Raw genomic sequence first — 13,390 nt, 5'->3', positions numbered from 1 at the left:
ACTTTCCTATTTACAATGAAGGTAAAGCGCTCGAACTGGATATATTCCAGTTATGACCACTTCATCCGTTAAATTTTGCAGCGCTAGCAGATGGCTATCTAGGTGCGGAGCCTGTAAAGCCCCTTTACAAACCTTAAGCACTTGCTGACTCAATTCAATAAACTGCGTCACCTTTAACGCCGTTGAGTGTGCTTCTGTAAGTTTGGGACTTTGCTGTAACAGTGTTAACGCCTCAAGCCCCGCTTGCCAACGTTGCAATATCGCGCCAATGTGCGCTAACGCAGTGTTATCACCAGCGATATAGCTTGCGACTCGCTCCTCAAGTAGCCTCACCTGACGGCTTTCAACCGCAACATAGTCGACAAATTTATCAAGCGCTGCAAACTGGTGATACTCGTCGTTTAAGAACTTAATATGGTGACGCGTGTAATAGTGACTTGGCTCTACAAGCTCTGCAATATGAGTGAGTAATTCAAGCGTAGCCTTGCGCTTTGGCTCATCCAAGGTTGTGCTGATAAGCCTACTAAAACCCGCTTGTTGCTGCGTTTTATGACCTAAGCCAATGACGTTATGTGCAACATTGCTTATATGATCCAATCGCGCGTACATCTGCTTGCTATCCGTAAGCGTTTTAGCAGACCATAAACGCTCAGCAATCACAAAAAGTCGCGGCCATATTCTGATATCAAGATTATGTTCGGTGACCATTTCGCTCCAAATGGTCGCCTCGCCACCTAAAATACGTACACCATTTTCTTGGCTTAACGGTGTAGAAACCTCGACAGGCTGTGGTTTTTCAAGCGCCTCAAGTGTGAGCGGATAACGGCTATTACCGATCATTACCGCGCCTTGTTGCTGCGCTGTATTAAACTCAAACTGTAACGGTCCCATCCAACTATCCATGGCTGCGGTAAATTGCTGAGTCTTGCTAGTAATTGGCTTGTCTGTTTGTGCTAGCTGATGGCGGTTGTTATTAAGCTTTATAAGCACTTGTTCGCCCAACACCACAAGCTCGCCTTTGACTGCGCTGCCTTTTAGGCGTGGGACCGTAAAGGCTAAGCTTAATACTTGAGGTTGAGTGAGATCCACTGTCGGTAAAACCGGATGTGGGTCGTTACGGTAATGAAATGATGAATACTGAGGCTGATCAATATAAAACCCGGTTGATAAAATGCCTTGATAACCTGCTTCTGCAATTGCATTTAACGAATCATGACCACGCCAAGACTGCACGACAGTATCTTTAGGCAACGCCGGATGAAAAATCTCATCCCACCCCATCATCACACGTTGGTGCTTAGCAATAAGCTTTTGTACGCGAATATTAAAGTAGTTTTGCAGGTCGTGACCGTCTTCCAATGCATGTTTTGCCATTAATTCCTGTATTTCAGGGCTTTCCAACCAATGCTCAGGCTCTACCTCGTCACCCCCGATATGTAGGTAGCCGTCTGGAAATAAACTCGTCATCTCAGCCAGTAAATCGTCGATAAAGGCATACACATCAGGACTTGCGATATTGAGCAGTGGCTTAAATACTCCCCAATGGCGCTCCATCTCATAAGGTTGCGCTTTAGTCATCAGCTCTGGGTAAGCGACGGCAATTGCGCTTGCATGCCCCGGCATACCAAATTCAGGCACCACGCGGATCCCTAAAAGGCTTGCATACTCAATCACTTCTTTCACTTCTGATTGACGATAATACAATCCGTCTGAGGCCAGTTGAGTCAGCTTAGGAAACACCTTACTTTCCATTCGCCAGCCTTGGTCATCAGTTAAGTGCCAATGCAAAACGTTTAGCTTTGCCGCAGCCATACCATCGAGTTGGCGCTTTATTGTCGCAATTGGCATAAAGTGGCGAACACTATCAATAAGTAGCCCACGCCAAGGGAAGCGGGGATTATCGCTGATCGTTGTATAGGGGAGTATGAATTGACTCGATGTATTACTCTGGGCCAATTGTAATAGGCTAGCAAGACCGTGCTGCGCGCCGAAAACGGAGGTTGCGCTAAGCACTATTCCACCCTTTTCAATATGAAGCTGGTAGTCTTCTGGCATATTCAGCTGAGGAAACTGTAACTCGGTTTCGATATTTTCTACGCGAATGGTTAAGTCCGCTTTGCCACGCTTTACTACCCGTATCGGAATAGGTTTTCCAGTAATGCGCTCAATGTATTGCTGCATTCTGGCGAGCAGAAATGCCTGCCTCTGCGCACTAAAGCCGTGTATCGCAACCTTGATTTCGTTATCAAATACTAGCGAGCCTTCGGTCATACTCACTTGTTGCGGCATGGGCATAAGCGACAGTGGCGTTGCTTTTGCAGTTAAAATCGGCAACAACACGGTGAATAAAAAAACACTAAAGTACGTTCTCATAATGACACTATTCCTGAGTAACAAGCTTTGGCAGAAAGTCGGCGGATATCAGCGCGCCGTGATGCTGAATAGCCTCGGCGGCAATTTGGTGTGCAAAGCACGCAGCCGTTTGCAAATCGCAACCTTTCAGCCAGTGTGCTAAAAACCCCGCTGCAAACGCATCGCCCGCACCACAGGTATCTAAGATAAGCTGCGGCGCTATGTTTTGCGCCGCGATATAAATGGGTGAAGAATCATCAGCTGGCGCGATCACGCATGGCTGAGCACCTTGGCGAATAACTAAGAGTTGTGAGCTTTGTTTTTTATGCTCTGCGATTATTTCGTCCACATTTGCGGTGCCATACACTGCGTATTCGTCCTCGTCGGTTAAAAATGCGATGTCCGCCAGCGCCATTACAGCTTGATAACTTAATTTTGGGTTATCGCTACGCCAAAGGGTTTGGCGATAGTTGTTATCAAAAAAGATGAGCCCACCTCTGTTTTTAAACGCGGCTAACGCCTCAAACAAGTGCTTTCTCTGCGACTCACATATAATGGCAAGGCTTATTCCAGAGAGATAAATCGCATCAATAAGCTTGTTGTGAAGTGCCTGAGTTAACGTCTCATCACGCTTAAAATAATGCCTTGCAGGGCTGTGCTCACGGGCAAAGGTAAAGCGTCGCTCTCCTTTCTCATCGAGCGTAATCCAGTACTCGCCAAGCGCGCTATGTGGTTCAAGCGAAATATAGTCTTGTCTGATGTTGGTGTTTGATAACATATCAAGCAAGTTTGTGCTGGCCTTATCCGTACCGATGGCGCTGGCAAAACTGACTGCGATGTGGTTATCGTTGCTTTGCTTGAGTAACTGAGTCAAGTACCAAGCCGTGTTAAAAGTATCACCGCCAAACGAGCTAGTCCCGTCTGCTCTATGCTCCACCATGCATTCACCAAAACACAGCAACTGTTTTATTGCGCCTTTCATGATGCCACTTCCGTTTTTTCGGGCGATGCGGTAACACTGGGTTTTGTCACCACACTCGTCAATACACCAAACACCAAAGCACTGATCAGCGCAGGAATAATCGGGTTACCAAAATAAGCCAGCCAATCGTCGTTCATACCAACGAGCAGAGCAGCCACTGAACCTGCCATCAAGGTGACTAAACTGCCTTGCCAAGTATAACCTTGCCAAAAGCGCCCCAATAACCCCATCACACAAAGCCCCGCTAATACAACGGAAATCATTTTGGTGATATAGCTAATAATGTCGCTCGACAACACCGCCATAAATAATGCCAGCGATACGGTAGTCAGCATGGCAATACGAGAGACCAAAAGCGGATTGTGTGGCGCAATATTTCCCTTACACCAAGTCAGATAAATATCAGCAACCAACACACTGACTCCAGCAATGGCATCGGAGCTGGCACTAGAAAGCGTTGCGGAAATACCCGCCAATAAAATAAAGCCGCCAATCAACACCGGCATCGCCGTTAACGCCAAATAGGGAAAAGCAAATGAAGGGTTGTCTAAACTCGAGTTAACTGCATAAGCACCAATACCAATCACAGCAGGAATACATGAAAACCCTAAATAAAGTAATCCCGAGATAATAAACGACATACGAATACTGCTTATGCTTTTGGCGGAGTAGATCCGCTGCCTAAACGATGGTGTTGCCAATACGCCCACCAGCACTGCCAGCGCCATTGAAATAGCAGGCAACAAACCAATATTTTGATATGAAAAGAGCCCAGCTCCCGCTGCAACCGAAGCACTGGTTAGTGTTTGCCAACCACCGACCACCTCGACTACAAAGTAGGTCAACAACAAAAAGCCCGAAAACAAAATAACTGCCTGAATAGCATCCGTCCAGACTACCGCCGAATATCCGCCTAAGGTCACATATACCGCAAGTCCCAGTCCAATAATCAGTTTAGCGCTGGTCTCATCTAGTCCAGTGAGCCAAGCTAAATACATGCCCCCGCCAATCAAATGTGCGCCAAGCCAGCCGACACTTGCCGCGTAAATCAATATCGCTAAGAGTTTTTTAACGACTTGATGATTGCCTACATAGCTTGCTAACTCTTCGCTCATTGTCGCAAAGCGCTCAGCCCTAACCGGTGCAAACAACCAAGCTAGCAATAAAATACCTAGCGCGCCGCCAATGCCATAAAGCGTGCCCGCCCAACCGTGTTGATAGGCAAAGCCTACCGCTCCCATCGACGAGCCAGTGCCAACCATAGTGGCAACGGTGGTGCCTAGTGTCAGCATCAACGGTACTTTTCGCCCAGCTAATAAATAGTCACAATTTGACCGTTGCCACCGAGATGCCAGCCAACTCACCGTTATCACGGCAGACAAATACAACAGAAAAATAAGCAAATACACTTGCTGACTATCCATCATGCTTCTCCTCCTGTGAACATTGTTGTTCGTATAACGTCTATTCGCCTTTGTAACAGGTGACATCAACCTCAATTTTACAGTCCACGACTAAGTCGGCCACCATGCAAATTCGCGCAGGAGGATGCGCTGAAAAATACTCTGCAAAAACCTTATTAAAGGACTGAAAATATCTTGCGTCAGTTAATACCACAGAAACATGCGTAACATGCTCAAGGCCATAACCTGCCTCGGTCATAATCGCGATACAGTTTTCGATGGCCAGACGCGACTGCTCAACAATGCCACCCTCAACCACTTCACCATCTCGCATTGGCGTTTGCCCCGAGACCTTTAACCAACCGCCAGCTTCAACCGCTCGTGCAAAGGGTAAGTGTTGTCCACCAGTGCCCGTGCCGCCCTCAGCACCTATTCTTCTTATTGTCATGTTAACCTCTTGATGATTTTTGATTTTTATTAGTTTTGACGCGTTAAAAATCGTCCTGCTCGGCCGAAATCGACAATGGTGTCTGCATTCGCGCCTTCAACATAGCTGAGCTTGCCATTCACCCAAACCTTCACAATGCCTGAGGCAAGTTGTTTTGGATTGCTGTAACTTGCTTGGTCTAACACCCGGTTGGGGTCGAATAACACCAGATCGGCGAAATAACCAATTTGAATATTGCCACGTTGCCGCAGCTTAAAGCGCGCCGCTGGCAGCGCTGTCATTTTGTGGATAGCCAATGCCAACGGCAGCGATTGTTGTTCTCTACAGTAATGTCCAAGCACCCGCGGAAATGTCCCCCACAGTCTCGGATGCGGATGCGGATCGCACGGCAAACCATCAGACCCCACCATGCTGTGTTCATAACTTACAAACCGCTGCACATCATCTTCCAGCATACAGTGATACACAGCGCCCGCTGGCTGCAAGCGCTTTGCAGCATCACGCTGAGACACTTGCCATTGCGTGGCAATGTTTGCCAAGCTTTGCTGTGCAAGTTCTGGATGAGACTCCGACCAAGTGATAAAAATATCCGTCTCCTCCGTCACTTGATTAAGATCTAAGGTGCTTGAGCTCGCGGCGTAAGGGTAGCAATCGCAGCTCACTGGATGCGTTTTTCTATGCAGTTCAAAATGCGCTAATACCTCAGGCGCTCTGCCCCAATTCTCTCTACCAGCGCATTTTATATGTGAAATAACCAGCGGCAGTTTGGCATGCTCTGCCGTAGCAAAGGCTTCATCCATAGCTCGGATGACTCCTTGAAATTCTGTGCGTAAATGCGTGGTATAGATACCATCAAATGGTGTAACAACCTCGGCCAACGCATTCACTTCAGCTTGACTTGCCCCCTTCGCATTGTAATAAGCAAGGCCAGTACTAAAGCCTATCGCCCCCTGCGCCATCGCTTGATGCAGCAAGGTTTTCATCTGTTCAAGTTCTTGCGCATTGGCGGCTTGAGATAAATCCGTCATGACCTGCGCTCTGAGCGTTGTATGACCAACTAACATGGCTAAATTGACACTCGGAGCAGCCTTACTAAAGGCGTGTTGATAATCCTGTAGTTCACGATAGGCGAATTCTGACTGTTCCCCGAGTAAGTTAATGGGGTCAAGCGGCGCTTGATCTGCACAATAAGGCACTGCGCTAATGCCACAATTACCGGCAATGACGGTGGTGACACCTTGGCTCACTTTGCTCAGCATATGTGGGCCTCGCAGAACTTCAAGATCATCATGGGTATGTACGTCAATAAAACCAGGCGCGAGCACTAAGCCCGTGGCATCGATGCATTGCAGTGCTTGCAAATGGCTGCAGTTGCCAAGCGCAACAATTTTGTCTTTGCTAATCGCGACATCCACCACTTGTGCTTTAGAGCCTGGTTCAAAATACACCTTTGCGCCTTGAATGAGGGTATCAACATAAGGAGATGAGCTCAGCATTAATCCCCCAGCGGAAAGCGTTTATCGGCAGGTGGCATATTGCTGTTTTTATCTCGATGCTGATCTAACTGGGTTTTAAGCCGTCGAAGCTTTTCTCTTGAGCGCTTTTGATTGCGGATAGCAACTTCGCTCGACAAGATATCCACTGCCGCCATCATGGCATAGCGTGCAGCGCTGGGCTTAAAGATGTAATCACTTTCTTGAGTTTTGATGGCTAAGTGGTGATCGGCAATGTCCGCCAAGTCGCTCACTGGGCAAATAGCAATAACCTCAGCACCATACTCTTTGGCGATAAGCGCCGCCGCTTTCACATCAGGAGAAACACCACTAAGCGAGAGACAAATCACCACATCCCCTTTATTCACGGTTGCGGCAACCATGCGCATCATCATAGGATCGGAGTGAGCATTACTAAGTACGTCCAAGCGAAATAAGCGATTTTGACATTCTTGTGCCATCAGGCTGCTACCACCACCAACCCCAAAAATTAAGCAATGACGTGTGGCGCAAATCACTTCACTCGCCTGCTCCACAACCGCTTCATCGATGAGTCCCGCATTGAGCGTAAGGATCTCCTGAATAGAGGTATAAACATGAGAAATCTTTTCTTTTTCAATTGGCTCAGGATTTGTAAAACGCTCACCAATTGCGGCTGATTGTGTCAGCTGAAACTTAAGGTCACGTACATTGATGCAGCCTAAGCTACGCGCTAACCGTGTGATGCTGGCATGACTGACCTGTGCTTTTTCAGCTAACTCACTAATGGATGCGCTTGCGGCAAAGTTAAGCTCAGCCAAAATAAGCCGAGCGACTTTTTCTTCCGCTGGGCTAAAATGCCCCAAACCTTCCTTAATTTTGCTAATAATGTCCACAGCTTCGCCTCAATTAAAAATAGGTAGAAATGGTTTGGGTGATCACCCAATCCCGCTCGACAACACCAATTTGTCGCCACTTATCAAAGGTCAAGCAAGGATGAGAAGTCGAAAAGCAGATCATATCGCCAACCTGCACCTCGCATCCAAATGCAATACTTACCATAGCGTGTTGATCCATGATTTTTTCGACCTTTACCGCGCCGCCTAATGAGCACAGCTGCTTTGACGGCGGAGAGTAAATCAGCTCTGGTGTGGGCATGCCAGCATCAAATGCGACATCCCTTTTACCCATGCCAATTATCGCGACACCCGGCTCTGGAGTCGAAAGCACGTAAGCCCATATACTTAAGCTCGACACCAAACTTTCTCCCAAATCGCAAGCGAGATTGCTCCGTGATAACACCGCTTGCTGCGCATCCTGATAGATCCCAGTATCGTGAATAAGGTAGCAGCCGGGACGGATCACAAAACGAAATTGCTGAGCCTGTTCACTTTTGTTTAGTGTCTTTGTCACAACATCGTACCAAGCAGACCCCGCCCCCGTGATAATAGGTAACGCCTTTGAAAACACGTTTTTTTGTCGTAAATCTGCCGCCGTTTTTATTACTGAACTAACGAATGTGGCAATCCTTTGCTCGGCATTATCACCGTGGATCACGCCTTCATAAAATCCAATACCTGCTACCTCTAAGCTAGCATACTGTTGGCATACATTGACCAGCTGCACTATCGTTGCAAGATTGCGCCAACCAGCGCGACCACCTTCAACTCCCACCTCGAGTAAAATGGAAATGCGCAGCGAATGCTGAGTAAAAAATGTGCCTAAGGCATGGGCATTTGCAATAGAGTCAACAAAACAATAGAGCTCAACGTCAGTATCAGTAAGCATGTTTGCAACTTGCTTCATATGATATTCGCCAACAAGTTGATTCGCTAAGATCACTCGTTTTGCGCCCGCGACTATGGCTACGGAAACTTGTGGCACGGTCGCTACCGTGATAGCCCATGCGCCATGTTCAAGCTGTAGTGTAAATAGCGCTGGAGACATCGTCGTCTTGCCGTGGGGTGCCAATAATACTTGGCTTTCCTTTGCAAAATTCGCCATCCAATTCGCGTTGTGGTTGATGGCGTCTTGCTTTATCACTGCAACTGGCAAACTGACCTGCTCTGCGAGAATATCCCAGCCGCTATCTTCTAGTTGCAGTGGGTCGCCAGTGCCTTTCGCTAATATTGTCATCGTTTATTCAAATCCTTGAGTTTAAACATTAATTCTCCACGTCAAAATAGCGTATTGACTTACTGCGATTGGTATCAGGCCAAGCTGCACTTGGCCTTTGCTGACGTTAGAAAGTCGCACGGACGCTCAATGCAAAACGTCTATCCGTAGTAAAGTTGAGTGCCTGCGTTTTTGTCCCAGCTTGGTCCATCTGATACTTGGTTTTGGTTTCCGTATCCAATAAATTGCTGGCTTCAAAACCCACTTTCCAATGGTCGTTGATGGTGTAATACAAGCTTGCATCCATCATACCTGACGCCTCTGCATAGGCAGGGACGTACTCTTCAGATTCCCTAAGTGTGAGCAAATACTCAGAGCGCCAAGTGTATGCAAGGCGAAAAGAAATATCCTCGTACTCATACATACCAATGATATTAAAGTTTTGGTCAGAGTAACCTTGTAGCGGCAAACCTCCAAACACTCGGAAGGTATTCCGATTATCGGTTAGCGGGTTTCCATTTTCATCGAAACCAAGCGTGCCTTTAGAGACTTCATTTGGATCTTCAAGTCCATCTTGATCGATATAGGTAAAGTTAAGTTGCAAACCTAAACCGCTCCATGCACCCGGTAACATGTCGTAGAATTGTGAGTAGGAAAACTCCATCCCACGAATGGTGCCAGAGCCCGTGTTAGCGGGGCCATAAGCAGAGACATCATAATCTTCGCCACCATAAGACACATCAAGATCAAAGGCGCGGCTACGGATTATATTATCTAGCTTTTTGTGAAATAGTCCTACCGTCACATAACCTGCGGACGCGAAATACCATTCGGTAGTTAAATCAGTATTTATTGCTTCTTCAGGCTCTAAATATGGATTCCCAGAAAGCGCCGTTAGACTGATATCGTCTAGCCCAACAACGGGGTTAGTTGCCTCGTCGTAATCAGCGCCGGGAGTTTGTAGCACGCGAGTGTAATCCAAGTTAAGAATACTGATATTTCTGGCATCAACTAAACTTGGGTAATACAACGCTTTTGATGCACCAAATCGCACCACTACGTCTTCTGATACACCAAAACTCAAATTTAAGCTCGGAAGCAAAGTGCTATAATCTGTGCCATCAACGGTACTGAGTTCGGACTCTCCCCCTGCAATGTCGTAATATCGCTTATATTCTGCCTGCTGCATCACATTATTAAGTGATGTCCCCTCTTCACCACGTTTGATGAGGGCGGGTTGCACCAAAGCGCCCGTAGACTCTAATTGATAGTTTACATAGCGCAGGCCAACGTTACCCACCACTGGAATGTCTTGAAACTCGAAGTCAAAATCACCGCGAATGTAAAATTCAGTACGCTTCTCGTTGGTCGAACTTATATTGTGTGCGGCGAATGGGCCTTCAACGCGATTGGGTTTGTCTGCATAAGGTACATAAGTGCCAGAGCATGTACCGTTGTTTGCCGCACTGTTGGTGGCATTGTGCCAACCATCACGACAACCTTGGCGCAAAGAGTCGGCGTAGTTTTTCACCAGATCCATACTTGGGAACAAGAAGTTATTGACTGGCCCCTGTAATACCTGACCATTGTAATAATCTGAAAAATCAACGCGCTCAAATAATTCTGGACGATTTACCGCCGCGGCGGCATTTCGGTCATCTTGGATCCAAGGGGTGCCAATTGCAGACCAGCCCTCGTAAGCGGTATCTCGCACCGTTAGGTCTTTATCTGACATATAAAAACCGGAACTGACACTCGTGAAATGACCGTCTAGCTCATACTTAAAATCCAGTTTAACGCTGTCTGATTCTGCCGTATTGCGCTCAACCTGCTCCATACCGCTGCCCAAAAACAGGTTAGGCACAGGTCCATTCCAATCTTCATTGGGTGACCAACCTGCCGTTAGAATATTGTCACTGAGAAACTCTACTGTCGGCCTTGAGCCACGCATATCGAGGAAATAAGGCGAGACAACGTGGACATGGTTCCCCCGTGTTTGACCCGACATACTGTAGTTTTGCACTTCTTTGTCGGAGTCGATCCGCTGGTAATCAAAATCGACCGTCAATCTATCTATTGGTTTTAACGTTAGTTTAAATGAAGTGTCCTTCACGGTATTTTCGTTGTAATTCCAACGACTACGATAGAAGAATGGCGTTTCGGGGCTCACGCCAAGTGCAATACCGGAAGTCACAAAACCATCATCTGTAGTTAGTGGGTGGCCACTTTCCGTATTTTCAGTCCAATTTTGTGAAGACCCCATAAAACCTTTAAACCCTTGAGCTGCTTGTCCTATTTGCCGCTCGTTCCACTCAAGAGACGCTTCTGAGCGAATGTGCTCTAATGTCGCAACTATGGTCTCATCAGCATTTGCCCACTGCAGTGAAGAGGTTAAGCCGGTACGTTCACGGTCATTAGTTGCCGTGCTCATATGGATAGCGACAGGCACATGCCATACACTGCCAGCTGGTTGCCCTGGTAAAGCGGGGCCATCCACAGGCGATGATGGATCAACACCGGTTATGCCACCCCATTGATCCAAGGTAGGAATAAAGGAATCGCCTCGAGAGTGGAAATTGCCAAGGCCAACACCATCTCCTCGAGTCTGATATTCTGATGAGGAAGCCGCAATTAAGAATCCGAACTTACCTGCACTGGTTTCCCAACTGTCGGAAAACAACGCTGAAAACGAAGGCGTCACTTCTTCTCTAAAGTCGCCATAGTTGGCCTTTGCATTGAACGAGATAAGCCGGTCGTCAGAGTCAAATGGTTTGCGGGTGATAAGGTTCACCGTGCCAGATATACCGCCTGAAATAAGATCCGAAGTTTGGTTTTTAACCACTTCTACCGCACCTAGCAATTCAGCAGGAAAGTCTTCATAGCTCAGACCGCCTGACGGATTTGCACTAAAAGCGTCTCTGCCATTCACCTCAGAGCGAACCCTGTCTAGGCCACGAACCAACACGCCTGTACCTTCATCAGCATAATGTTTAGGGTCATCGGACGATGCAAATCGCTCAATCGTAACACCCGGTACACGTTGCAGCGCTTCAGTCACCGATTTGTCTGGTAATGCCCCGATATCTGACGCCGTGATCACGTCTTTGACCGTATCAGCGAAGCGCTTGATGTTTTGGGCACTATTGATACTGCCTCGGATCCCACGAACTTCAATGACTTCAACCGCTTCGTTCTCAGTCGCAGATTTGACATCGCTGTCATTTTGACCCACAGTTTCGGCGGCAACCCAAAGTGGAGAAAACCCAAGAAGTACAGATGAAACCACAAGGCTCAGTTTGCTTCGTTTAGGGTTATGTTTACCAATACCGGTGACTAGTTTTGACATTTTTTTGTTCCTTTCTTCTTTTTAAAAACCAGTGAAAAAGCCAGCAATGCCATCTCTAGCACCACAGCCCAAAAACCTACCACACAGTGACGTGCTCTAAACGCCCCTAACACATCACATGTTACTTACTAACAAAAACCAAAGATTACACTGTTACTTTTTAACATTACAGACTAAAAAGCAAACACTTTTTATGAAAACATTGACGAAATATGCTATTGCATTGAAATAAAAAGCAATAAAATAGATTTTTCTTTGGAGGAAAGTAACGAGCTTGGGGACCACTCAGAGCGACTTCAAAGTAAATCAGCACCCCCTTCGAGACAAATAACTATGAATCTATTTAACCTGAGGTTTGGATAAGGAATGTTCCAACTCATTGTTGCTAAAGCACAACTTAGTTTTTTCCTTGTCTAGCCAGAGAGTTTTAGGGAAAACAAGGCGAATTTACGCGCCAATAGCTGGCTATTGGAAGTGAATTCAACGCAGTTAGCACTAAAACAGGCTGCTAGAAAGGCATTAATTATCCACAGCTCAGGTTATTTAACCTGAGGTTTGGAAAAGGAATGAGTTAACTCATTGCTGTTAACGCACAACTTAATTTACCTCTTTGTCTAGCCAGAGAGTTTTAGAGATAACACCGCTTCTGCGTCCTGCTCTCACTAAGGTACCTACTTCGTGTAGGCAAGGCGAATTTACGCAGTTAGCGCTAAAACTGGCTACTAGGAAGGCATTAATTATCCGAAGCTCATGTTATTTATTGAGATGATCTGTCGGCAAAACATGTTTTGCCAAATTAGCACCAATAATTGTAGTATTATTCTTAGATTTAGGATCCCAGTAAAAACGCCAAACGGTGTTACTTTTGGGGAAGAGCAATCTGCTTAGCGATATACACTCAAGAGGACATTATGAGTAAATTTTTAAATTCTGTAGCTTTGTTACCGATGCTTGGTTTCATCGTAACAATGATTTACACCATTGTTGTGAAAGAGGAAGCCTTTTCAAATTATCATTGGTTTATAGTAGCGCTAATATCACTGTCAGCCTCTTCTGAGCGATTAAAACATGCTAATACAGTAGCTGTAACCATCTTTGTGTCGAGTATTCTTTCCAATATACTTCTACTAATAGCATCCAGTGTTGATTTAAAAATCACCTCATTTACTTTCATATTGTTTTTGGGTTATTTAAGTATTGGGTTTTTAATTTTGATGGCAAACCTTGCTTTTATTAGATACAAGAAAAACGAAACCATCCTCAACAACTAGG

At 46.3% G+C, this 13,390-nt stretch carries 9 protein-coding genes; 1 reads left to right on the top strand and 8 read right to left on the bottom strand.

All coding sequences use genetic code 11. The features are described from left to right. Positions 1 to 6: 6 nt before the first annotated feature. The 8 genes from L3V43_RS18745 to L3V43_RS18710 all read right to left on the bottom strand — a co-directional run bounded on the left by L3V43_RS18745 (position 7) and on the right by L3V43_RS18710 (position 12,118). A complete protein-coding gene (locus tag L3V43_RS18745) occupies positions 7 to 2,373 on the bottom strand; it encodes a family 20 glycosylhydrolase (protein WP_237117176.1) in 2,367 nt (788 codons plus the stop codon). A gap of 7 nt (positions 2,374 to 2,380) precedes the next feature. Continuing rightward, positions 2,381 to 3,334 (bottom strand): sugar kinase, encoded by a 954-nt coding sequence (locus L3V43_RS18740; RefSeq protein WP_237117177.1) that lies wholly within the window; start codon positions 3,332 to 3,334, stop codon positions 2,381 to 2,383. After that, positions 3,331 to 4,761, bottom strand: a complete 1,431-nt coding sequence (locus tag L3V43_RS18735; protein WP_237117178.1) for a sodium:solute symporter family protein — start codon at positions 4,759 to 4,761, stop codon at positions 3,331 to 3,333. The genes L3V43_RS18740 and L3V43_RS18735 overlap by 4 nt, the downstream gene beginning before the upstream one ends. A 37-nt stretch (positions 4,762 to 4,798) precedes the next feature. Beyond that, complete coding sequence (locus tag L3V43_RS18730) at positions 4,799 to 5,185, bottom strand: RidA family protein (protein ID WP_237117179.1); 387 nt, start codon at positions 5,183 to 5,185, stop codon at positions 4,799 to 4,801. 29 nt (positions 5,186 to 5,214) lie between these two features. Then, positions 5,215 to 6,681 (bottom strand): D-aminoacylase, encoded by a 1,467-nt coding sequence (locus L3V43_RS18725; RefSeq protein WP_237117180.1) that lies wholly within the window; start codon positions 6,679 to 6,681, stop codon positions 5,215 to 5,217. Continuing rightward, positions 6,681 to 7,553: a MurR/RpiR family transcriptional regulator gene (locus L3V43_RS18720; protein ID WP_102058242.1), complete on the bottom strand. Its 873-nt coding sequence runs from the start codon at positions 7,551 to 7,553 to the stop codon at positions 6,681 to 6,683. The genes L3V43_RS18725 and L3V43_RS18720 overlap by 1 nt, the downstream gene beginning before the upstream one ends. 13 nt (positions 7,554 to 7,566) lie before the next feature. Further along, positions 7,567 to 8,793, bottom strand: a complete 1,227-nt coding sequence (locus tag L3V43_RS18715) for an amino acid deaminase (protein ID WP_237117181.1) — start codon at positions 8,791 to 8,793, stop codon at positions 7,567 to 7,569. Between the two features lie 106 nt (positions 8,794 to 8,899). Then, complete coding sequence (locus tag L3V43_RS18710) at positions 8,900 to 12,118, bottom strand: TonB-dependent receptor (RefSeq protein WP_237117182.1); 3,219 nt, start codon at positions 12,116 to 12,118, stop codon at positions 8,900 to 8,902. A gap of 911 nt (positions 12,119 to 13,029) precedes the next feature. On the opposite strand from L3V43_RS18710, the gene L3V43_RS18705 reads away from it, so the two are divergent. Beyond that, positions 13,030 to 13,389 (top strand): hypothetical protein, encoded by a 360-nt coding sequence (locus L3V43_RS18705; RefSeq protein ID WP_174169676.1) that lies wholly within the window; start codon positions 13,030 to 13,032, stop codon positions 13,387 to 13,389. Position 13,390: the final 1 nt, after the last annotated feature.

It is taken from the genome of Pseudoalteromonas sp. L23 (assembly GCF_021728455.1).
GTDB lineage: Bacteria > Pseudomonadota > Gammaproteobacteria > Enterobacterales > Alteromonadaceae > Pseudoalteromonas.
Note: the sequence above shows the minus strand (reverse complement) of the source record. Positions and strands in the feature narration are given on the sequence as shown.